This is a genomic window from Marinobacter sp. (genome assembly GCF_052091845.1).
Classification (GTDB): domain Bacteria; phylum Pseudomonadota; class Gammaproteobacteria; order Pseudomonadales; family Oleiphilaceae; genus Marinobacter.
On the sequence record NZ_JBQDCO010000052.1, the window covers coordinates 1 to 21,377 of the forward strand.

General features: G+C 54.1%; 18 protein-coding genes and 2 tRNA genes. 12 read left to right on the forward strand and 8 right to left on the reverse strand.

Annotated features, from left to right (window positions below; all coding sequences use genetic code 11):
- On the forward strand, positions 1 to 3,089 hold a 3,089-nt coding region (locus ACTHYN_RS14085), incomplete at its 5' end, for an Rne/Rng family ribonuclease (RefSeq protein ID WP_441813067.1).
- A 3-nt stretch (positions 3,090 to 3,092) separates the two neighbouring features.
- On the forward strand, positions 3,093 to 3,635 hold the full coding sequence (locus tag ACTHYN_RS14090; RefSeq protein ID WP_441813068.1) for a YecA/YgfB family protein: 543 nt from the start codon (positions 3,093 to 3,095) through the stop codon (positions 3,633 to 3,635).
- On the opposite strand, the gene ACTHYN_RS14095 is transcribed toward ACTHYN_RS14090, so the two are convergent.
- The gene (locus tag ACTHYN_RS14095; RefSeq protein ID WP_441813069.1) at positions 3,632 to 4,510 is read right to left on the reverse strand and encodes a PHP domain-containing protein; all 879 of its coding nucleotides are present in this window, start codon (positions 4,508 to 4,510) and stop codon (positions 3,632 to 3,634) included. The two genes, ACTHYN_RS14090 and ACTHYN_RS14095, sit on opposite strands and share 4 nt — an antisense overlap.
- A 109-nt stretch (positions 4,511 to 4,619) precedes the next feature.
- Between ACTHYN_RS14095 and ACTHYN_RS14100 the strand changes: the two genes are divergently transcribed.
- From ACTHYN_RS14100 to ACTHYN_RS14110, 3 genes are all read left to right on the forward strand, one after another.
- Complete coding sequence (locus tag ACTHYN_RS14100; RefSeq protein ID WP_441813070.1) at positions 4,620 to 4,919, forward strand: YciI family protein; 300 nt, start codon at positions 4,620 to 4,622, stop codon at positions 4,917 to 4,919.
- A 124-nt stretch (positions 4,920 to 5,043) separates the two neighbouring features.
- Positions 5,044 to 5,715 carry a TIGR04211 family SH3 domain-containing protein gene (locus ACTHYN_RS14105; RefSeq protein ID WP_441813071.1) on the forward strand — a complete coding sequence of 224 codons (672 nt, stop codon included), beginning with the start codon at positions 5,044 to 5,046 and terminating at the stop codon, positions 5,713 to 5,715.
- Between the two features lie 5 nt (positions 5,716 to 5,720).
- The gene (locus ACTHYN_RS14110) at positions 5,721 to 6,011 is read left to right on the forward strand and encodes a PilZ domain-containing protein (RefSeq protein WP_441813072.1); all 291 of its coding nucleotides are present in this window, start codon (positions 5,721 to 5,723) and stop codon (positions 6,009 to 6,011) included.
- A gap of 47 nt (positions 6,012 to 6,058) precedes the next feature.
- On the opposite strand, the gene rraA is transcribed toward ACTHYN_RS14110, so the two are convergent.
- Together rraA and ppsA are read right to left on the reverse strand one after the other, a co-directional pair.
- Entirely contained in the window at positions 6,059 to 6,538 is a 480-nt protein-coding gene (rraA, locus tag ACTHYN_RS14115; RefSeq protein ID WP_441813073.1) for a ribonuclease E activity regulator RraA, read from the reverse strand.
- Positions 6,539 to 6,571: 33 nt separating this feature from the next.
- Entirely contained in the window at positions 6,572 to 8,944 is a 2,373-nt protein-coding gene (ppsA, locus tag ACTHYN_RS14120; RefSeq protein WP_441813074.1) for a phosphoenolpyruvate synthase, read from the reverse strand.
- A gap of 144 nt (positions 8,945 to 9,088) precedes the next feature.
- Here ppsA and ppsR point away from each other — a divergent pair, with 144 nt between their 5' ends.
- Positions 9,089 to 9,904 carry a posphoenolpyruvate synthetase regulatory kinase/phosphorylase PpsR gene (ppsR, locus tag ACTHYN_RS14125; RefSeq protein WP_441813075.1) on the forward strand — a complete coding sequence of 272 codons (816 nt, stop codon included), beginning with the start codon at positions 9,089 to 9,091 and terminating at the stop codon, positions 9,902 to 9,904.
- A gap of 58 nt (positions 9,905 to 9,962) precedes the next feature.
- Here ppsR and ACTHYN_RS14130 read toward each other — a convergent pair whose 3' ends face one another.
- The gene (locus ACTHYN_RS14130; RefSeq protein WP_441813076.1) at positions 9,963 to 12,887 is read right to left on the reverse strand and encodes an insulinase family protein; all 2,925 of its coding nucleotides are present in this window, start codon (positions 12,885 to 12,887) and stop codon (positions 9,963 to 9,965) included.
- 100 nt (positions 12,888 to 12,987) lie between these two features.
- On the opposite strand from ACTHYN_RS14130, the gene ACTHYN_RS14135 reads away from it, so the two are divergent.
- From ACTHYN_RS14135 to ACTHYN_RS14145, 3 genes are all read left to right on the forward strand, one after another.
- Entirely contained in the window at positions 12,988 to 13,449 is a 462-nt protein-coding gene (locus tag ACTHYN_RS14135) for a hypothetical protein (protein ID WP_441813077.1), read from the forward strand.
- Between the two features lie 113 nt (positions 13,450 to 13,562).
- Positions 13,563 to 14,900, forward strand: a complete 1,338-nt coding sequence (locus tag ACTHYN_RS14140) for a PEGA domain-containing protein (RefSeq protein WP_441813078.1) — start codon at positions 13,563 to 13,565, stop codon at positions 14,898 to 14,900.
- A 49-nt stretch (positions 14,901 to 14,949) separates the two neighbouring features.
- The gene (locus tag ACTHYN_RS14145) at positions 14,950 to 16,047 is read left to right on the forward strand and encodes a response regulator (RefSeq protein ID WP_441813079.1); all 1,098 of its coding nucleotides are present in this window, start codon (positions 14,950 to 14,952) and stop codon (positions 16,045 to 16,047) included.
- Here ACTHYN_RS14145 and ACTHYN_RS14150 read toward each other — a convergent pair.
- A complete protein-coding gene (locus ACTHYN_RS14150; protein WP_441813080.1) occupies positions 16,007 to 16,735 on the reverse strand; it encodes a nucleotidyltransferase family protein in 729 nt (242 codons plus the stop codon). The genes ACTHYN_RS14145 and ACTHYN_RS14150 overlap by 41 nt on opposite strands.
- A gap of 76 nt (positions 16,736 to 16,811) precedes the next feature.
- On the opposite strand from ACTHYN_RS14150, the gene ACTHYN_RS14155 reads away from it, so the two are divergent.
- Entirely contained in the window at positions 16,812 to 17,663 is an 852-nt protein-coding gene (locus ACTHYN_RS14155; RefSeq protein WP_441813081.1) for a 6-carboxytetrahydropterin synthase, read from the forward strand.
- Between the two features lie 89 nt (positions 17,664 to 17,752).
- On the opposite strand, the gene ACTHYN_RS14160 is transcribed toward ACTHYN_RS14155, so the two are convergent.
- The 3 genes from ACTHYN_RS14160 to gltX form a co-directional block, all read right to left on the reverse strand.
- Positions 17,753 to 17,828: transfer RNA gene (locus ACTHYN_RS14160), tRNA-Glu, on the reverse strand.
- Between the two features lie 7 nt (positions 17,829 to 17,835).
- Positions 17,836 to 17,911 (reverse strand) — tRNA-Ala (locus tag ACTHYN_RS14165).
- 115 nt (positions 17,912 to 18,026) lie between these two features.
- Complete coding sequence (gltX, locus tag ACTHYN_RS14170; RefSeq protein WP_441813082.1) at positions 18,027 to 19,508, reverse strand: glutamate--tRNA ligase; 1,482 nt, start codon at positions 19,506 to 19,508, stop codon at positions 18,027 to 18,029.
- A gap of 183 nt (positions 19,509 to 19,691) precedes the next feature.
- Here gltX and ACTHYN_RS14175 point away from each other — a divergent pair, with 183 nt between their 5' ends.
- Positions 19,692 to 20,627, forward strand: coding sequence for a zinc ABC transporter substrate-binding protein (locus ACTHYN_RS14175; RefSeq protein WP_441813083.1), 936 nt, complete (start codon positions 19,692 to 19,694; stop codon positions 20,625 to 20,627).
- Between the two features lie 342 nt (positions 20,628 to 20,969).
- Positions 20,970 to 21,326 (forward strand): PLP-dependent transferase, encoded by a 357-nt coding sequence (locus tag ACTHYN_RS14180; RefSeq protein ID WP_441813084.1) that lies wholly within the window; start codon positions 20,970 to 20,972, stop codon positions 21,324 to 21,326.
- Positions 21,327 to 21,377: the final 51 nt, after the last annotated feature.

Genomic DNA, 21,377 nt, shown 5'->3' on the forward strand with positions numbered 1-21,377 from the left:
TCGCCCTGGTTGACGGCCAGCGCCTGTTTGACCTTGATATCGAATCCAGCTCCCGTGAGCAGAAAAAAGCCAACATCTACAAGGGGCGAATCACCCGGGTAGAGCCAAGCCTGGAAGCCGCATTTGTTGATTTCGGCGCCGATCGCCACGGATTTCTTCCTTTAAAGGAAATATCCAGGGACTACTTCAAAAAGTCGCCGGGCCAGATTGAAGGCAAAGTAAACATCAAAGAAGTGGTAGCTGAAGGCCAGGAAGTCATTATCCAGGTCGATAAGGAAGAGCGCGGCAATAAAGGTGCTGCCCTAACAACATTTATATCCCTTGCCGGCCGCTACCTCGTTCTTATGCCCAACAACCCCCGTGCCGGCGGAATCTCACGCCGTATAGAAGGCGAGGAACGGGCCCAACTGAAAGAGGCCATGAACAGCGTACAAGTGCCCAAGTCTATGGGCATTATTGTGCGCACAGCTGGCATTGGCCGCACCACTGAAGAACTGCAATGGGACCTCGACTACCTGGTGCAGTTCTGGGAAGCCATTACCCAGGCTGCCGGCGAGCGCAAAGCCCCCTTTCTTATCCATCAGGAAAGCAACGTCATCATTCGCGCGGTTCGTGATTACCTGCGCCAGGATATCGGCGAAGTACTGATCGACTCAGAAGGTGTTTACGAGGACGTTCTTAACTTTGTTCGCGCTGTAATGCCAACATTTGAAAACAAGATCAAGCTGTACAAGGATGAAATTCCGCTGTTCAGCCGGTACCAGATTGAAGGTCAGATCGAGACAGCTTTCCAGCGAGAGGTAAAACTGCCCTCTGGCGGCTCTATCGTTATTGACCCCACCGAGGCACTGGTGTCTATAGACATCAACTCATCCCGTGCCACCAAAGGTCAGGACATAGAAGAAACCGCCTTCCAGACAAACCTGGAAGCGGCGGAAGAGATTGCACGCCAGCTACGCCTGCGCGACATGGGTGGCCTGATCGTGATCGACTTCATTGACATGACACCTGCCAGGCACCAGCGCGAAGTGGAACAGAAAATGCGCGAAGCCCTGGAAATTGACCGGGCGCGAGTGCAGGTTGGCAAAATCTCACGCTTTGGTCTGTTGGAAATGTCCCGCCAAAGATTGCGTCCCTCCCTGGGCGAAACCCGTAGTGAGGTTTGCCCACGCTGTGAAGGCCAGGGAACCATTCGTGGTATCGAGTCCCTTGCGCTAAGCATTATGCGCTTGATCTACGAAGAGTCATCCAAGGAAAAAACCGGCGAAGTTCGTGCCGTTGTACCCGTATCCGTGGCTACATTCCTACTGAACGAAAAGCGCAAGCAACTGGCCGCTATTGAGGCAAACCAGGAAGTAAGCGTGGTTGTTGTGCCTGTTCCACACATGGAAACGCCGCACTTCGAAATTCTGCGCATGCGCGATGACGAGACGACACCGGAGCACATTTCGAGCCATCAGGTAGCGCAGGAATACAGCCAGCGCGAAGAAGAAGTGTTTGAGGCGCCAACCACTGAAAAACCCGCGCGTGAGCAGGCAGCCGTGAAAGCTGTACGCACACGAGCGCCCGCACCTGACCCCAAAGTTGCACAAAGTCAGGAAGCAGAAGAGCAAGACGACGGGCTCATCCGCCGGATTGGCCGCAAAATTGCCGACTTCTTTAGCGCTGACGAGCAGCAACAGACCGACAGCGGCAACCACTCCAGGGCCAATGGCAACCGTGAAGATCAGCGGAACCAGGCGCGCCAGGATCGTCGCAAAACCCGTGTTGCCCGAGACGACCAAGGTTCTGGCAACACCAACAACCGTAGCAATAACGAGCGCCGTCAAAGCAATAACCCGCAAAACCGCAATGACGATAGCCGTTCGCGGGGCCGTCGTAACGACGACCAGACCCGCCCGAACCAGAACCGCCCCGCAGCAAACAAAGCCGCCGACAAAAAGGGCTCTGAAAACAAAGCAGCGGACAATCGCAGCGGTGATGGCCGCCGGGACAATCGTAAAGATGGCCAGGCTCGCGGTCAGGGCCGAAACCGGCCACAGCGCGATAGCAAAAACACAGGTGATCAAAAGGCTTCCAGTCAGCAGGAGGCCCCGCAAAAGGCGAGCGCCGACAAGCCAGGCGCTGACGATAGCCGTCGCAAGCCACGCCGTCCCCGCAATCGTGATGGGTCGCCTTCCGAGTCTCCGGCGTCTACTCCAGCAGCTCGCAAAGATGCTCGCAACGAGAAGCACCAAAAGGATACGCAGCCAGAAGCAAGCAGCGACAATGCCGATGTAAAAACAGCATCGACGGCAACCCAAAACACAGAGCAGGCGAAAACCAAGGCGCCAGAAACTCAGCAAAGCGATCAGAAACAGCCGGAACAAAAAGCGGCCAGCACAACCAAGGCGGCTCAAAAGTCCGATACAGCCTCTGACGCAAAGCCGGCAGAGCCCAGCAAAGAGAAGGCTCCGACTGCCTCTTCGACTGAAGAGTCAGCAACGGCGAAAAAATCGTCAATGCCGAAGGAAAGCCAAGCTTCCTCCGCTAAGGCCGAGGCTACCCCCGAGACGAAGCCAGAAGAGCAAAAAGCGCCTAATGCCGAGAAACCTGAAGCACCGGCTACAGGTGAAGCGCCTGCCAAGGTAGAAGCCCCGGAGGCCAAGACAAAGACTGAGGCACCTGAAGCACAAGCGGCAGATAAGGCATCAGCTGCTGCAGAGGGCAAAAAGCCATCAGCAGAAACGGATCAGAAGCCGGCCCCAAAAACAGAGAAAAAGCCGTCGGCTGCTGAAAGCAAAGCGTCGCCTGAAAAGCCAGAGGCAAGCTCAGCTGAACAGGAAGGCAAAGCCGCCGCCCCTGCAAAGAAATCAAAGCCGGCACCGGCCAAAAGCCGTAGCAAAGCCGCAGCGGAGGAAAAACCTGCAGAGAAGGCATCGGTGAGCAAGCCTGAAGAAACACAAACCAACGCCACTCCTGAAAAGGCTGAAAAGCCCGCCAGTGAGGCCAGGGTTCCGGTAACACCGGGGCGCGCCTATAACGACCCCCGCGAAGTGCGTAAGCGCCAACGGGCGGCCGAAGAAGCCAAAAAGTCGGGGAGTAACTGATCCATGCTGTCCAATTCCGACATAGAAGCGCTGGAAGACATATTGTTCGCCGATCCCTGGGGTGAGGAAGCTCTGGACTTTTTCGGTTTTCATGGCGTTGTTTGTGCCAGCGTCGTCGGGCCGACCGCACTCAGTGTGGAGACTATCTTTCGCCTGGTAACCGGCACCGAAGAAACACCGGGCGGCGGCATTCCGGACACCTTCCGGGAATGTATTACCCGTCTGGCGGGAGATATGACTCAAGCTCTGGATATGGGCCAGGCTCTGGAACTTCCAGAACCTGAAGACGGGGATCCAATGAACGCGTTGGAAAACTGGTGTGCTGGTTTTGTGGACACCTTCATGGAACATGAAGATGAATGGTTAGATGCCGTCAGCGAGGAGGAAACCGCGGACCTACTGGTTCCCATGCTGACATTGTCTGGATTATTCGACGATGAAGACTTCCAGAACGTCAGAACCAGCGAGAAGCTGTCACGCCAGATGGCTGATGCCATCCCCGACTCACTGACAGACCTGTATCTGCTGTTCCACGCACCGGCCTAAACCGGTGCCGCGGCACCAGGAACCTGCTTGAAATGATGCCAGACCGGCTCCAGCCCGTCTGGCATTTTCATAATGCGGCCAAGCTCACACCAGGGCGCACCCGGGAAGTGAAAATCACTGCCCTGGGAAGCCAGCAGTTTCTCGCGGGTGCACAATTCCGCCAAAAACCCCAAATCCCCGCTGGACTGCCCGGACGTAGACACCTCAATGGCACGGCCACCCGCCCTGCGAAAATCCGCGGTAAGCTCCCGCAGTTTGGTTGCCGTAAGCTGGTATTTTCTGGGATGAGCAAGCACAGCCACTCCGCCCGCCGAATTGATCCACTGCACCACCTCTGCAAGCTCTGGCCAGAAGGCTTTCACATCTCCCGCCTTGCCGGCCCCCAGATAACGCTTGAATGCCTGTGCCGGGTTTTTAACAATGCCTTTTTCTACCAATACCCGCGCAAAGTGCGGCCGCCCCGGAACATCACCGCCGGCCTCAGTGGTTGCGCGCTCAAGCAGGTCAGGAATGGCCAGTTTGCCCAGGCGGTCGGCAATCATGGCCGCCCTCGCCCACCGGTTTTTATGCTGTTGCGCCAGTGCAGCCCTAAACGCCTTATCTTCAGCGTCAAAATCCAGGCCAACTATATGAATAGTGCGGCTTCGCCATAAACAGGACAGTTCAATACCCGGGATCAGCACTACGTTATTGGCGTTCGCAGCCACTTGCGCCTCTTCCAGGCCGTTAATCGTATCGTGGTCGGTGAGTGCAAGATGCGTGACCTCTCTCTTACCTGCACGGGCCAACAGCTCGGTAGGCGTGAGAGTCCCGTCTGACGCGGTACTATGGCAATGCAGATCAATGCATAACGCAGGGTCTTGCGGTATAGTCACAAAAATTCCCTAATAGAATAAAGGCGGAGTGAACGACTGAGCGCCTAGTGTATCAGCCAATCCGCTCTATGCAGTATTAACAAGATAAACCACGGAACCGGAGCCCCCTGTGTATTACACCATTAGCAGTGAAGATGTCGAAAACAGTCTGCCTTTGCGCCAACCCGCCAGGCCAGCTCATGTTGAACGACTTAAGAAACTCAAAGCGGAAGGCAGGCTTCTTCTGGCCGGGCCTCATCCCCTCATAGACACACCAGACCCGGGAAATGCGGGCTTTTCCGGCAGCCTTGTGGTGGCAGAGTTCGACTCCCTGAGCGCAGCCCAGGCCTGGGCCGACAGCGACCCTTATGTAGATGCCGGTGTTTACCGTAAGGTAACGGTTAAGCCATTTAACGTGGTTTTACCCTAACACTGCCTATATAGTTGCATGAGCTTATTGTAATGACAGATCTTTTGAACGACTGAGTATTTGTGACAAAATTGCGACTTTGATAGTAACGTGTTTTTAATCGATTTTCTTGGGAACCTTGCCAGTGACGCTCTTTCGCCTTGCCATCAGTGCGCTTTTTGTTTTGTCTTCCATCGCCACCGCCCAGGCCAAAACCGTATGGGTTGATGACCAACTCTACCTACCTGTTCGTTCAGGCGCTGGGTCCCAGTACCGAATTATCGAAAACGCGGTCCCCAGTGGCACGCCTCTTGAGGTTATTGAAACATCAGATTCTGGCTATACCCGTGTGCGCACCGCAAAAGGCAATGACGGATGGGTTTCCAGCCAATACCTCAGTGATACACCTATTGCGGCTGACCGACTGAAAACCGTAAGTCGTCAGCTTGAAAAGGCAAAATCCGAGCTATCCTCTCTTAAAGAAAAGCTGACAGCCGTCTCCAGCGAGCGAGACAGCCTGAGCGATGCGGAATCGTCACTATCAACCCGTTCAGACGAATTGCAACAAGAACTCAGACGCATCAAGAGCATCGCCTCAGATTCTATCAACCTGGAGCGACGGAATCGTGAGCTACTGGAGGAGAGCCAGAAGCTACGCAACGATCTGGAAGTGTTAACTGCCGAAAACGAGCGGCTGGAAGCCAGCAAGGAATCGGATTTCATGCTGGTAGGTGCTGGCCTTGTATTTGGGGGCGTACTTCTGGCACTGGTTATCCCGATGCTCAAACCCACAAGAAAAACCGATAACTGGGCATAAACCTTATGAAGGACTATTCGGAGAAGCGCGATTTTCACCGCATGCATGTGGAATCAGACATTGAGATCACTGACAGCAAAGGGCGCACATATGCAGGCACTTGCAAAGACCTGAGCGCGACGGGCATGCAGCTCTTTGTGCACAACCCGGTAGCCGTTGGGGAAGAACTGACCACAACGCTACACCCAAGCAACGATCAGTTCCCTCCGCTGGAGACTATTTGCGAAATTGTCCGGTGTGAACCTGAGGGAGAGGGCTTTTTGCTGGGAGCCAACATCAGCGAAGTCACCCGATAGCCCTCCTGCCTGGAGCTAAAACCAGGCGGAGGGCAAGTAAGGGAAATCTAAACCAGCGCTTTCTCCGACACAATAATGCCGTTGTTATCCGCGTATACATACTGGCCTGGCTGGAACGTCACGCCATGGAATGTGACCGGAACGTCCAAATCGCCAAGACCGCGCTTTTCGCTTTTTCGGGGGTACGTAGCCAAAGCCTGAACCCCTATGTTCGTATTGCCTATTTCATCGACATCACGAACGCAGCCGTAAATGATCAAGCCGGCCCAACCATTGCTGGCCGCCTTCTCCGCCAGCATATCGCCCAGCAGTGCGTGGCGCATTGAACCACCACCATCCACCACCATAACCCGGCCTTTGCCAGGCAGGCCCACCTGCTCCTTAACCACGGAATTGTCTTCAAAGCACTTTACGGTGACGATTTCGCCACCGAAGGCTTTGATACCGCCATAATTATTAAAGCCAGGCGCCGCTATTTTAACTTCCGGAAACTCATCACACAGATCCGGGGTAATAATGGTTGTCACGTTATTGCTCTCCTTCAGGTGCGAAAAATGGATTCAGTCGATTTTCTCGTCTGCCAGAAAGATCCAGGTATCCAGCACCGAATCCGGGTTCAGGGATACAGAATCAATACCCTGGTCCATCAGCCACTTTGCAAGATCCGGGTGATCAGATGGCCCCTGACCGCAAATACCTATGTACTTACCGGCCTTTCTGCACGCTTGAATGGCATTGGAGAGAAGCGCTTTAACAGCCTCATTACGTTCATCAAACAAATGCGCGATAATACCCGAATCACGGTCGAGGCCCAGTGTTAGCTGGGTCAGATCGTTAGAGCCAATGGAGAAGCCATCAAAGTGCTCAAGGAACTGATCTGCCAGAATGGCGTTGGCGGGTAGCTCGCACATCATAATTAAACGCAGGCCATTGTCTCCACGCTTCAGACCATTCTCGGCCAGCAGGCTAACCACCTGCTCGGCTTCGCCAACAGTGCGCACGAACGGCACCATTACCTCTACGTTGGTAAAGCCCATTTCGTTGCGCACCCTGTTAAGCGCCCGGCATTCCAGCTCAAAACAGTCGCGGAACGTTTCCGAGATATAGCGGGACGCGCCACGGAAGCCCAGCATCGGGTTCTCTTCATCCGGCTCGTACAAAGTACCGCCAATCAGGTTGGCGTACTCATTGGATTTAAAATCAGACAAGCGCACGATCACCTTCTTGGGAGCAAAAGCCGCGGCCAGAGTAGATATTCCCTCTACCAGCTTGTCGACATAGAAATCCACAGGGGAACTATAGCCGGAAATGCGCTTTTCCACCGTTTGCTTGATATCGCCCGGCAGGCCGTCAAAATTAAGAAGCGCTTTCGGGTGCACACCAATCATGCGGTTTATGATGAACTCAAGACGCGCCAGCCCCACACCCTCGTTAGGCAGAGACTGGAAATCAAAGGCACGATCAGGGTTACCCACGTTCATCATAATTTTGAACGGGATATTGGGCATGGAATCTACGGTATTTTCACGCAACTCAAAGTCCAGAGCGCCCTCATAAATCAGGCCGGTATCGCCTTCAGCGCAGGACACGGTGACTTCCTGGCCGTCTCTCAGCAACTCAGTGGCATCACCACAGCCAACCACTGCAGGAATACCCAGCTCGCGGGCAATGATGGCTGCGTGACAGGTACGGCCACCGCGATCGGTAATAATCGCGGAGGCGCGCTTCATCACAGGCTCCCAGTCCGGATCTGTCATGTCGGTCACCAGCACATCGCCAGCCTGCACACGGTCCATTTCCTTAATGCTGGTAATAATCTTGACCGGGCCTGCACCAATTTTGTGACCAATACTGCGACCTTCCACCAGCACTGTGCCGGTTTCGTTCAGCAGGTAACGCTCCATGACGTTGGCAGCGGCCCGGCTTTTCACCGTTTCAGGGCGCGCCTGAACAATGTAGATTTTGCCGTCATCACCGTCCTTGGCCCATTCTATATCCATAGGGCGCTGGTAGTGCTTTTCGATGATCATGGCCTGCCTGGCCAGTTCTTCCACCTCTGCATCGGTCACACAGAACCGGCTGCGCTCCTGCTGATCCACCTTAACGGTTTCCACAAGCTGGTCACTGGCAGGATCTGAGTGATAAATCATCTTGATGGCTTTGCTACCCAGGTTGCGGCGCAACACGGCTGGCCGGCCAGCATCAAGAGTCGGTTTGTGAACGTAGAACTCATCCGGGTTCACTGCACCCTGCACAACGGTTTCACCAAGACCGTAAGAGCCGGTAACAAAGACAACATCCCGAAAGCCCGATTCGGTATCCAGTGTAAACATAACGCCACTTGCAGCCGTCTCACTGCGAACCATTTTCTGAATGCCGGCAGACAATGCCACAAGCTTGTGATCAAAGCCGTGGTGAACACGATAGGAAATTGCACGGTCATTGAACAAAGATGCGAACACCTCTTTCACTGAAATGCGTACTTGTTCAAGGCCGACTACGTTCAGGAAGGTTTCCTGCTGACCCGCGAAGGACGCATCGGGCAAATCCTCTGCCGTGGCAGATGAGCGCACGGCAACCGCCATGTTTGCGTTGCCGCTGAGCATTGTGTTGTAGGCGTCTTTGAGTGCATTTTCCAGTGCATCCGGGAAAGGTGTTTCAATAATCCACTGGCGAATTTCCGCGCCTACCCGCGCAAGCTCATTTACATCGTTGATATCAAGGTTGTCGAGAACGTTGTCAATTTTGTCCTTGAGGCCATCTTTGGCCAGAAATTCGCGGTATGCGTGGGAGGTTGTGGCAAAGCCTCCGGGAACCGTCACACCAGCATTGGCGAGATTACTGATCATTTCACCGAGGGAGGCATTTTTACCGCCTACCTGGTCAACATCGGTCATTCCCAGGTGATCAAACCAGATTATGTAATCTTGCAAAGCGTGTCTCCCTCGAGTCTGTATAACAAAAAATAAAACCGGGCCAGCGCGGCATCAAACGTGTAACAACCACTGCGGAGTCTCAAACTTGGCGAGTATGATACTGTAACCTTCGGATTTTACCTAGGGAGCCGGAACAACACCATGAAACGTACAGCCTTCTTTATTTCCGATGGCACTGGCCTGACCGCCGAGGCTCTCGGGCATAGCCTGTTGGCCCAGTTCGAAAAAATTGAATTTGAGCGTGTAACAGTACCCTATATTGACGACGTTGAAAAAGCCCGTGATATGGTCACACGCATAAATAAAGCTGCAGAAATTGACGGCGCCCGGCCGCTCATTTTCGACACCATTGTAGACAGCGCCATTCGTGAAATTGTCGCCGATGCTCAAGGGTTTATGGTGGATATTTTCGGGACATTTCTGAACCCGCTGGAAAAAGAACTGAAATCCGCTTCGTCGTACTCTGTAGGAAAATCCCATTCGATCAACAACGAGGGCGTATATGAGCGCCGCATCAGCGCCGTAAACTTTGCCCTGGATAACGACGATGGGGCCAGGACCCGCCATTACGATGAAGCAGACCTGATTCTTGTAGGCGCATCGCGCAGCGGTAAAACACCCACCTGCCTTTACCTTGCACTTCAATATGGTGTGAAAGCTGCCAACTACCCGATCACGGATGACGATCTTACAGATCAGCAGATGCCAACAATCCTGAGGCCACACAAAGAAAAATTATTTGGCTTGACCATCGAGCCTGAGAGGTTGGCCACCATTCGCAATGAACGACGCCCCAATTCCCGCTACTCGTCCCTAAAGCAGTGCATGCTGGAAATAGAAGAAATTGAGCTGATGTACCGCAGAGAGCGCATTCCGTTCCTGAACACAACGGCCTACTCTGTGGAAGAAATCTCAACCCGCATCATGGTCACCACCGGCTTGAAGCGCAACCGCTAACAGTTTGGGCCTTTAACCTGCAGGCAGGCGGGCCGGAGCCAGCCTGCCTGTCTATTGCTTAGAGCTCTTGAATGCTTAAGCCAAGCCCTTCCACGAGGCTGCGATTCTCCGGCCCGGTGACCACGGCGGTGCTCGCCTTTTCTGGCACCAGCCAGGTTGCAGCAACCCGCTTGAGATCATCCAGGGTTACCGACAACACCCGCTCCCGGAAGCGCGCCCGCTGCTCCGGACTACGCCCAAACAGCCTGTTATGGAAGGCATGTCGCGCAGCACCAGCAGGTGAGCGTGGTCGGTCAAGCTGGCCAATCACTCCAAGAATGGACTCTTCCAACTCCTGGTATTCGTGGTCAGTTTCCTGAAGCCAAACCAGTGCCTCGTCAAAATCCTCGAGGGTTTCGGCCAGCCGCGGATCCCGGTAGGAGAAAAAGCGGAAGTTGCCATTCACACTATCCTGGGCTGCGCCACCACCGTATGCGCCACCTTTTTCGCGAATGGCTCTGTGCAGGTAGCCGTTGCGCAGAAAGCCGCCAAGCACGGTGAGTGCAGCCGAATCCGGATGATCTATTGGCACCGTGCTGTATGCACGGGCACAGAAGTTGACCTGCGTAGATGTTAACCAGGCTTCGCGAGCGACAAAACTGACCGGCTCCATGCTCCAGTGCGACGATTGAGTACCTTCATCCGCTTGCCAACAGGTTTTAAGGTCGTCGATCAAGGCAGGAAGGTGCTCTTCTTCACCAATAACCAGAAACTCACGTGCCTGATTACGAATCTTGTCGTGCAGGCTCGCCAGCTGCTGGCAAAACTGTTCCAGTGCAGCTGGGTCTTTTATGGACTGGTCCAGCTCCTTTGTGCCCCGAATACCTGCCAGGCCACCCAGGCGGAACGACAACCAGGCCCCAGGGCTGACACCCTGAGCAGCTGCACCCATGGCCAATGCATGACCGCTTCCTGTGACCGCCTGCTCCCGGCGAGCGCGGATTTGCGCCATAATTTCCCGAATACGGTCTTTCTCATCAAACCGCGCGCTGGTATACACATCCCGAAGCAGCTTGGTCAGCACTGTGCGGTTACGGGCCAGGGCCTTGCCGCTAAAGATCATGTAGCCAGAGAGAACCTGAACGTCATCAATGCGGCCCTTTGCCGTGAAGGAAGCACCAATACCGCCAGACTCTGCAGAAATACGATCCTGCATCTGCAGGTAGTCCAATTCGCCACAGCCCACCTCGGAAATCAGTGCACTGTAGTAAGGAAGCAACAACAACTCATCTTCACTCAGCGCTGGCAATGGCAAAACCACCTGTTCGTAAACCAGCCCGTTAGTGCCTCGTGCAAAGACAGTTGCGGATATATCGCCGTCGAAACGACTTTCAGGTTCCGGCATCTGCAACGGCACATCGGTCAGATCCACTTTGGGCAGAATCGAGTCGTCGTCTTTGCGCATCTGGCGCTCTTCCAGTGCCTGTGCGCGCTCGACAATGTGTGCGATTTCGTCGCCCGAGAGTTCGGCCTTGCGCTTTGCCAGGGCTTCACTAATGGCCTGCTGACGACGTGCCTCCAACTGATCATCCGGACGCAAAGTGAGCGTTACCCGGTGCGGGTTGTCCAGTAACTTGCGGCGAATGAGGTTCGGGATGAACTGCGGATCACGGATTTCCTCGCGCAGGGTTGCCAAAACGGGTTCCAGATCAAGCAGCTCAACCGGATCGCCACCGTGAACCATGGGTGCAATCGCGCTCATGATCAGCTGAAGGCCGTAAGGAAAGCTATCGCCCGCAATTTCACGCTGGTGCAGCTCCAATTGATGGAGGATCGCTTCCAGCCGTTCCTCGCTCACGCCTTCTTCAACCACCTGCTGCAAAGTGTTTTCAAGAAGCGCCTCTAAATCCTTCTGCTTCTCCGGTTCACTGCCTTCGATACCGCAAACAAAGGTCATCTCGCGGTTGGAATCTTCCAGGCCACACATGGGGGAAGGCGCTAAACCAATATCGGTCGTTTCCAGCGCACGCATCAATGGCGAAGCACTGTTTTCCAGAAGTACGGCGGCTAACAGCTGCCCTTCCAGGTTTTCCTGCAGATCAAAGCTGTGGCCCAGCAACCAACCCACAACAATATGGGTTTTGCTGGCTGTGTCTTCCCCTTCATTTACGCTGTAACCCTGCTCTACGCGCACTGGCGCATACATGCGCTTTTCATCGCGCACTGGCAGATCGATATCCAGATTGTCGAAACGCTTGAGGGCAAGCTCTTCAAACCGCTCGTGGTGCTCATGGGCGGGGATATTACCGTAGGTGGCAAAAATCGCATTGCTTGGGTGGTAGTGGTGTTGATAAAAACGAATCAAGTCGTCGTAACTCAGGTCCACAATATGATCCGGCTCACCACCGCTGTTGTAGTGATACGTCGTGGTAGGAAACAAATGACTGCTCAGGTTCTGCCAAAGCTGTGACGTGGGTGCGCTCATGGCTCCCTTCATCTCATTGTACACAACCCCCCGGTACACCAGATCGGTGCTTGGGTCGTCTGGCTTTTCAAATTCCAGACGGTGGCCTTCCTGGGCGAAGTCCAGCGGATCCAGTTTCGAAAAAAACACCGAATCCAGATAAACGGACAGAAGATTATCGAAATCCTTGCGGTTCATGCTCGCGAAGGGGTACGCCGTCCAGTCGCTGCTGGTGAACGCGTTCATAAACGTATTCAAAGAACGCCGAATCATCATAAAAAACGGATCGCGAACAGAGTAGCGCTCACTGCCGCACAGGGCCGTATGTTCAAGCACATGGGCTACGCCCGTTGAATCCATCGGGAAGGTTCTGAGCGCCACAAAAAAGACGTTCTCTTCGTTATCCGCCGCAAGATGAAGGTGACGGGCACCGGTTTTTTTGTGGCGATACTCTTCAACATCAAGATTAAGCGTATCGATCCGGTGACTGCGAAGCTTCTCAAAAGCCGGATGGGTCGCGTTATCGATCACTGCAGCCATTCAAACTATCCTGTCATTAAATAATTGGAGATTTACAGGGTAACACGTAGTATCAAGTATCATGCACTCGTCCCACAGCGATAAGGCAGCAACCAGATTCATGAGTACATTTTCAGGCCCGGTAACAGCCGCGCAGGCACCCGAAGTAGCCGTCTATTGGGCAGAACGCCGCCGATACCTTGAGCGTATCCGGAAATCCCCGGAGGTAAGGCAACATTTCTGGCGCGAGGTCGTTACCTACCTGGCACGGCGCCTGCTCTGGTCTTTCGGCTTTTTTCCGGTGTTTATGGCGTTCTGGGTACCCTTCGTTCTGTCCAGCTTCAACCCGGTTGTTATGGCATCGGATCTTATTCCATTGCTACAGGACTTCGTTGCTGCCAACCCTGAGGTTCAGGCTACAACCCTCAGCACCCTGGCACTTGCCTGGATTTCCATTGGTTTCTTCTTCCTCATTTTTGATTTTGTACTCACGCCGTTTAAATCGCCGTATCAATACGAGGCAGATGTATACATGCGGGCATGGGAACAACTCAATCATGATCAACTTCCGGCCAAAGTGTGATTTGACCTGCATTATCGCCAAGTTCAGACACTTTCTGTTACATATCTCAGCCCTCACTGGTTAAACTCGAAGAGCTATCGAACTTGTAGAATGCTGGATTAAGAGGTTCCACCATGGTCGATTTCAGACCACTTTTATTTTTGAACGCCCTTGCCCTTATGCTTTTGGTCACTGCCGGCTTTGCCTCAGTAAGCAATGAGCTACCCATGGTAGGCGTCACTGCGCAACCGGCACAGGATAACCAGCCTCCGAAACCCGCCGGCAAGGGGTTGGTGCCTGAAGCACCGAAAAATCCTGTGCAAACAGCGGCACCAGTATCTACGCCTGCTTCGACAGTGGACGCTGCAGTTGAGGTATCGCCCGGGCCAGAAACGTCACCCGAGCGGCCAAAAGTGAACACTGAGCCTTTCCGGGTGCCCGAACTCCCGGAAGAGCAACAACAGCTTGCTGCCGCAGAGCCTGACGCCGCCATGGCTAACCAAACAGCCGACCCTGCCCCCGAACCAGCACCCGCCCCGACAACGGGCAGCCTTACATTGCGCTCAAATGTGGCCGGTGATCAGGTTGAAATTAATGGCGAAAATTATGGCGCAACACGCCTGGATCTAAAGCTGGCACCCGGCAGCTATGACATCACCATAAGCAAAACCGGCTTCCGGCCCTGGCAAAAGAGCATCGCCCTGGATGCTGGCAATAAGCTCACGCTAGTGGGCGAACTGAAAGCCTACACCACCGTTAATTACCACAACGGGGTTTGGGTTGGCGGTGTAAAAACCGGAGACGGAACCTACGAAAACACCGATGGCCTCAGATATGAGGGTCAGTTTGAAGACGGCGTCTTTCACGGCTCAGGAACGGCATGGTATCCAGACGGCAAGCGTTATGAGGGCGACTGGAAGAACGGTAAGCACAGCGGCGAAGGCGTATTGCGTGAAGCCGATGGTGCCAACTATACCGGCCAGTTCAAGGCTGGTGTGTTTCATGGCCAGGGCACACTCACCCGTGCCAATGGTGATATCCTGACAGGCGCCTGGAGTAAAGGGCAGCTAAACGGCCACGGGTCACTAACAACATCCGACGGCCTGCTCTATGTGGGTGGCTTTCGTAACAGCGACTTTCACGGCAGCGGCACTCTTACTTATCCAGACGGCCGTCATTACGAAGGCGGGTTTTCCAACGGCTCCTTTCACGGCAGCGGCTCGGAGGTGTTTGCCAACGGCAAAAAATACGAGGGCGAGTACATTGAAGGCAAATTCCACGGTAATGGTTTGCTGAGCAATCCGAATGGCAGCTCCATTGAGGCAACCTTCCGCCACGGCGAGCCCTACGGCCAGGTACGCCTGACCACAGCGGCCGGCGAGGTATTCACTGCCCGCACCGCAGAGCCCGGCGTGTGTTATCGGGACAAGAGCTATAGGGCAACACAGTGCCCTCAACTCGAAGGTTGGTAGCACAAACCCGATAACCAACACGATTGAAGTAACAGTTTGAGGTAGTGAGATGGCGATCAAGAATGCTCTTTTGGTAGACGATTCCAAAGTAGCCAGATTTGCTCTGAGCAAATTACTGGAAAACCGCAACATGCAGGTCACCATGGCTGGTTCTGCCGAAGAGGCCCTGGATTTCCTCAATGGAAACCAACACCCTGATGTGATTTTTATGGATCACCTTATGCCCGGCATGAATGGCGTTGAAGCCACCAAGGCTATAAAGGGCAATCCCGATACTTCAAGCATACCGATCATTATGTGCACCTCCCAAAAGTCATCTTCGTTCACAAAAGAAGCAAGAAACTTCGGGGTTTACAACATTCTGTCCAAACCAACACAGCCTGATGGGCTGGGGCTGGTGCTCGATCAATTAGCGATCGACGTACACGAGGGAACCTTGCCAACCGCACCCGTGCTTGAGCCAGAGCCAGAAGCAGGCGACCATTTTACCGGAGTTCCAGACGACTCATCGCTGGAAGTAGCGCCACCACCGACTGAAAACGAACCGGCACCGAATGAGGATGTCACGCCCAGCGCTGTGCCTCTTACCAACGATTTGATTGAGCAGATTTCACGTTCCGCGGTTAAAACCCACGTCAACAATCGATTGCACGAGCTACTCAGCTCGCTGTTTGACGAACAGTTTGACCACCTTAAAAGGACCCTGGAGGAATCTCGTAGCAAGCAAGAGAGCATGATTGAGGAACGCTTAACGGCGATGAGCGAGCTGGTAGAGAAGCGCACCCAAAACCTGCGGGACGAAGTAGCAGCTGAGGTAAACCTCAATCTGGGCCGGGAGCTTGCAGACCTCAAAAAAGAACTCTCACGCAACTCGGGCTTCACCAGCAGTCATATGGCTGAACTGAAAGACCATATTACCAGCGTGCAGACCATCGACACCGAATTCTGGCAAACACTTCAATCTGAAGCCATACAGCAAGCTCACGAAATATCCCGCGAAACGGCGGAAGACATTGCCCAGCGCACAATTGACCTGTTTGTCTCGCAACAGCGCTCGGCCTCCTCCAAGGTGTATACCGTCGCACTGGCCGTCAGCCTTGGAGTGTTCAGCCTGGGAATTGCCTGGCTTGCGGGCTTGTTCGGCTAATAGCCCACCGAATCCGTTCCCAGTCTTCCGGCGTGTCTATGTCATCATGGACACCCGGAATATCCAACCGGGTTGCATTGGCTAACCCCAGTAAGCGCCCCGCTCCACGATCCCCTTTCAGGGCCAGCACCTCCGGCCATAACCAGCGGGGCAGATACGCCGGAACGCCCGGCCGCCGGCCATAATTCGCGGCTGCCGGCTGCCCTGGAAAGCACCTCGCTGCTTCACCAAACGCTTTAAGCGCCTGCCTATCCAGCAGCGGCTGATCTCCCACCAATACAAACGCACCTTTTGCATGAGGACCGAGGCTACGAATTCCCGCCGCCAAAGACGCCGCCATACCCGACTCCCAATCTGCTACCGGCACCCACCGCGACGGTTGCGCGCGACTGCGAAAGCGCACCAGCGGATACCAGGCGCCACATACCACCCGGACATCCCGGCTGAGCAGCTTTCCCTGTCCAATGGCACAGTCCAGCAGCGTGGGCGGCTGCACGTACTTTTCACGCTTTTCAGAGTGACCGCGCAGGCTTAGCAGGGCCTTGGGACGACCAAAACGGCGAGAAGCACCTGCGGCAAGAACAAGTGCCGGAAATTCCTGATCGATGTCGGGGAGAGAGGCAGTTATGATATCGCTCCTGATAACCCGGTAAAATTGTACGTCATGGCGAAAATCGACTTGGGCCAATTGCCTGACAGCTCATTCAATTCGAATTTTTGCTAGAATCCGCAGATCATACAACCCTATATGCCCCGGAATTTTGATGAACCATCTGTTTGTAGACAACCTCACCGTTATTGATTTCGCTTACCTCGACTCCCACCGTGGGCTGGTCGGAGAAAGCTGGATTACCGATGTGGTGCTTGGAGGCAAACTGGATGAACAGGGAATGGTGTTTGATTTCAGCAATGTGAAACGCACTATCAAGCGGGTGATCGACGAGCGCGTAGATCACCGCCTGGTCATACCAGAAGACTACGATGGCCTTTCCCGTCACCAGGAGGCCCGCGACACGTTCACCTGGGCACTGGCCGATGGCAGCTGCATAACCCACCGCTCACCGGATGAAGGCGTGGCCTGGGTTCCGGGCCATCGGGTTGTGCCTTCAGTGGTTGCTGCCCTGCTGGAGCGGGAGTTGATGGCGGTTCTGCCGGCCAATGTAACCTCGGTTGAGATCAACCTGCGCGAAGAAGTGATAGAAGGCGCTTATTATCATTATGTCCACGGTCTGAAAAAACATCTCGGCAACTGCCAGCGCATCGCCCACGGTCATCGCTCGCCCATTCGCATTGACCGCAACGGGCACAGGGATCACGACCTGGAGCGCTCCTGGGCCAAACATTGGCAGGATATCTACGTAGGGTCTGAGGAAGACATAGCCCGCCGGCATGTGGCTGACAATGGCGTAGCCTATATCACCTTTGAATACGAAGCCAACCAGGGAGAATTTGCCCTGACTCTGCCGGAAGCACGCGTTTACATGATGCCCACGGACACCACCGTGGAATTTATTGCAGCCCATATTGCTGACCGGCTGAAGGAAGAATCCCCGGAAGATACAATCCGGGTTAAAGCCTATGAGGGTGTTGGTAAGGGCGCGATTGCATTGCGCTAAAGTCCTGCAGTTTTCTTACACCCACAAAAAAACCGCCTGAAGGCGGTTTTTTTGATGGCTATCCGGAGGACTAAACCGTATAGCCGTATTGGCGTCCCCTAGGGGGTTCGAACCCCTGTTGCCGCCGTGAAAGGGCGGAGTCCTAGGCCACTAGACGAAGGGGACTAGAAATTGGTGGAGCCAGGCGGGATCGAACCGCCGACCTCAACACTGCCAGTGTTGCGCTCTCCCAGCTGAGCTATGGCCCCTCAACGGATGCGTATACTAAGGATCCGCCCTATGGGCGTCAACCTTTCGTTGCACTTTTTTTCAGTTTTCTGAACTTCCTTGTTCCAACCGTTCATTTCTTCATCAGAATGGCTATTAAACACTCAATGCGGCGTATTCTTTCTCCACTTTTTTGGTTTCTTTCTTCGAGAACCCGCCAAGCAACTCCAGAGCCTTACGCAAACGGGCCCGGGTTATATCCGGCCCCAACATATCCATAGAATCCATCACTGACCAGGAGTTTGGTGTGCCAGCAATGGCCACAAAAATAGAGAACATGAAATCACCCATTTTCAGGTCCATCGCTTTCGCCAGGAACTTGATATCGGCAAATATGGTATCTTTACTCCAATGGCGCTGGGCTTCCAGCTTCCATAGAGTGAACTGGAGCACGCGCTTGATCTGGCTCTCTTCCAGTTTTTTGTGCACAAAATCCTCTGGCGTCAAAGTCAGCATGCCGGAGAACATAAACTGCGCCATTGGGGCCACATCGGAGAATACTTCTGCCCTGCCCTTGATATGCGGCACCAACGCCTCAAGAGCGTCTTCGTTAAACCACCACTTTCGCAGGCGCTCGACAAACTGATCGTCCGAAAGCTCATCACGTAGCCATAAGCCGTTAAGCCAGCGCAACTTCTCCACATCGAAAACCGGGCCGCCAAGGGAAACACGCTGAATGTCGAAATTCGAGATCATTTCGTCAAGCGTGAACTTTTCACGCTCATCCGGCATAGACCAACCCATGCGGCCAAGATAGTTGGTTACAGCCTCTGGCAAAAAACCCATACGCTCGTAAAAATTAATGCTGGTGGGGTTTTTGCGCTTGGAAAGCTTGCTCTTGTCAGGGTTGCGCAGCAGCGGCAAGTGGCAGAGCACTGGCATGTCCCAGCCAAAATACTGGTACAGCAGCTTGTGTTTGGGCGCGGAGTTAATCCACTCTTCGCCACGCAGCACGTGGGTAATTTCCATTAAATGGTCATCGACCACGTTAGCCAGGTGGTACGTGGGCATACCATCGGATTTCAGCAGGATTTGGCAATCTACCTGCGCCCAGTCGATTTCGATGGTTCCCCGTAACATGTCCTCAATTTCGCAAATGCCCTCGTCTGGCACTTTCATACGAATCACATAAGACTCGCCTGCATCCAGACGACTCTTAACGTCTTCTTCAGACAACTCCAGGTTTCCTTTGATACCAGGATTCAGGCCTTGGGCCTTGCGCTCCTCACGAATGGCGTCCAACTCATCTGGCGCCCGGAAGCAATAGAACGCGTGGCCGGCGGTAACCAGGTCTTCCGCATACTGGGCATAGGAATGCTTGCGCTCTGACTGGCGGTAAGGCCCGTGAGGGCCGCCCACATCAGGGCCTTCGTCCCAGTTAAGACCAAGCCAGCGTAATGCCCCGAGGATATCCTGTTCCGACTCGGCCGTGCTACGCACCTGATCCGTATCTTCTATACGCAGAATAAATTGGCCGCCGTGTTGTCGGGCAAAACACAGGTTGAACAAAGCCACGTAGGCAGTACCAACGTGTGGATCACCGGTAGGCGACGGAGCAATTCGGGTACGTACAGTCATGTAACCTTCCTGAAAATGTTAGCCGTTTGATTTACCGGGCATTATACCGGCCCGGGCATTATTTCGCATGGCCCCAAGCGTATCATTGCCTTGCCTGTCCGTGGGCATACAGGTTTTGCGATTGCAGAACCGCCAATGTTACAATATAACATTGCAATGTTTGTATCAGGGCTCCGGTTATCTATGCGTCGTTTTAACACAGCAATCCTAGTCTTTCTGGGCATCAGTACGTTGATGCATACCGACAACACATTCGCCGCCGGCAGCGTCCTTACTTCAATTAAACCTCTGGAGCTTCTGGTGCGCGCTGTGGCACCGGACGACATGCACATAGATACTCTGGTCACTCCGGGAGCCAGCCCCCATAACTACGCCATGACTCCCTCCAAAAGACGGTTGCTGCAAAGTGCTGACGTTATATTCTGGGTGGGCCCGGATATGGAGACTTTTCTGAACCGCCTGTTAACGGCCGGTGAATTTGCTGAACGCTCCGTCACGTTAATGCCGTCAGAGAGCGCAGCCGAACACACCGGGAAACCTGACCACGATCATCATCCTGATGATCAAGACCACGGGCATGACCATAGTAGCGGAAAAGACCCGCACATCTGGGTAGATCCGCAAATGGCCATTACCATGGCAGGTTCCATCAGAGACTCTCTGGCAAAACTGGAGGGCGCAGACATACCCGCTTTGGACCGCAATCTGGAAACCTTTCGGAGGGCCATCACACAAAAAGAGAAACAAATCCGTGAGCAACTGAAGCCGCTGCAGAACACCGACCTGTTTGCCTATCACACTGCCTTTATCCGGTTTGCCGAGCACTACAACCTGAACGTTGAGGGTGTGCTGACACTCAACCCGGCGCTATCTCCGGGGGCCAGACACATTGCGGCGATTCAGCAAAGCTTGCGCCACGCAAACCACCCGTGCCTGCTTACAGAGCCACAGTTCAACCGGCAGTGGTGGCGCTCCATCACCGAGGGGCTTGATGTGAAGTTCAGCAGCTGGGACCCGCTCGCCACGGAGATAGAGGCAAGCGCCAACGGTTATGCCGCATTCCAGCAAAGCATTGCCGCTGCCGTCCTCAGGTGTTTACCAGAGAATACTGAGCATTAGGGGAAATATCAGCAGTTTCAATGCAGACGACACGAGAAAAGGCACAGCGTACCCGCAAGGAGCGGGTGAAAGTCAATCTCGAAAAGCCCCAGATAACGCCAAGAATCGAGCCAATAATTAAAGGATTTGATGCAATAGCACGCAGCACGGGCAACACCTGCAATCTGGCAGCGGTGGAGCATAACAGATGGTCAGACCCCCGTCTCCGGGGCGCGCCTTGTGCACCAACACATGCCGCCAGTCATCTCGCCTGGTAGTCAACACAACCCAAGACTGCCAAACTTATTACCACCACGCGGCCATATTTCTTTAAATCGCCACAGCCAGCCTCAGGGAGAGCCCATGTCATCCGATTCCTTGCCGAACGCCTTGCCACATTCAGACCAGGGCAAAGCCACCCGAATCATTCATAACCGCCGCCATAAGGACAGCTTTGGCAGCCCTTATTCGCCGGTATACAACACCACCACTTACCGTTTTCCAGATACGGCTGCGCTGCAGGATGTAATCGAGGGCCGCACCCAGGGCAACCTCTATACTCGCTGGGGCAGCAACCCAACCATTCGGGAACTTGAGCAGGGGTTGGCCGACCTTGAAGAGGCGGAGGGTGCGCTGGCCTTTGCCTCTGGCATGGCCGCTATTTCAGCTTCCTTATTTGCCCATGGCAGCAAAGGCATAGTTTGTGTGGGGGATTTGTAAGCGCTCCACCAACCCCATCTTCTACAGCTGAGTAGCACGCGTCAGACTAGT

What these genes read in the sequence shown, in the direction of transcription:
- ACTHYN_RS14090 (WP_441813068.1), top strand. Translation starts at nt 3,093, where the DNA reads ATGCTGTCCAATTCCGACATAGAAGCGCTGGAAGACATATTGTTCGCC.
- ACTHYN_RS14110 (WP_441813072.1), top strand. Translation starts at nt 5,721, where the DNA reads ATGAAGGACTATTCGGAGAAGCGCGATTTTCACCGCATGCATGTGGAA.
- ppsR (WP_441813075.1), top strand. Translation starts at nt 9,089, where the DNA reads ATGAAACGTACAGCCTTCTTTATTTCCGATGGCACTGGCCTGACCGCC.
- ACTHYN_RS14130 (WP_441813076.1), bottom strand. Translation starts at nt 12,887, where the DNA reads ATGGCTGCAGTGATCGATAACGCGACCCATCCGGCTTTTGAGAAGCTT.
- ACTHYN_RS14135 (WP_441813077.1), top strand. Translation starts at nt 12,988, where the DNA reads ATGAGTACATTTTCAGGCCCGGTAACAGCCGCGCAGGCACCCGAAGTA.
- ACTHYN_RS14140 (WP_441813078.1), top strand. Translation starts at nt 13,563, where the DNA reads ATGGTCGATTTCAGACCACTTTTATTTTTGAACGCCCTTGCCCTTATG.
- ACTHYN_RS14145 (WP_441813079.1), top strand. Translation starts at nt 14,950, where the DNA reads ATGGCGATCAAGAATGCTCTTTTGGTAGACGATTCCAAAGTAGCCAGA.
- ACTHYN_RS14155 (WP_441813081.1), top strand. Translation starts at nt 16,812, where the DNA reads ATGAACCATCTGTTTGTAGACAACCTCACCGTTATTGATTTCGCTTAC.
- gltX (WP_441813082.1), bottom strand. Translation starts at nt 19,508, where the DNA reads ATGACTGTACGTACCCGAATTGCTCCGTCGCCTACCGGTGATCCACAC.
- ACTHYN_RS14175 (WP_441813083.1), top strand. Translation starts at nt 19,692, where the DNA reads ATGCGTCGTTTTAACACAGCAATCCTAGTCTTTCTGGGCATCAGTACG.
- ACTHYN_RS14180 (WP_441813084.1), top strand. Translation starts at nt 20,970, where the DNA reads ATGTCATCCGATTCCTTGCCGAACGCCTTGCCACATTCAGACCAGGGC.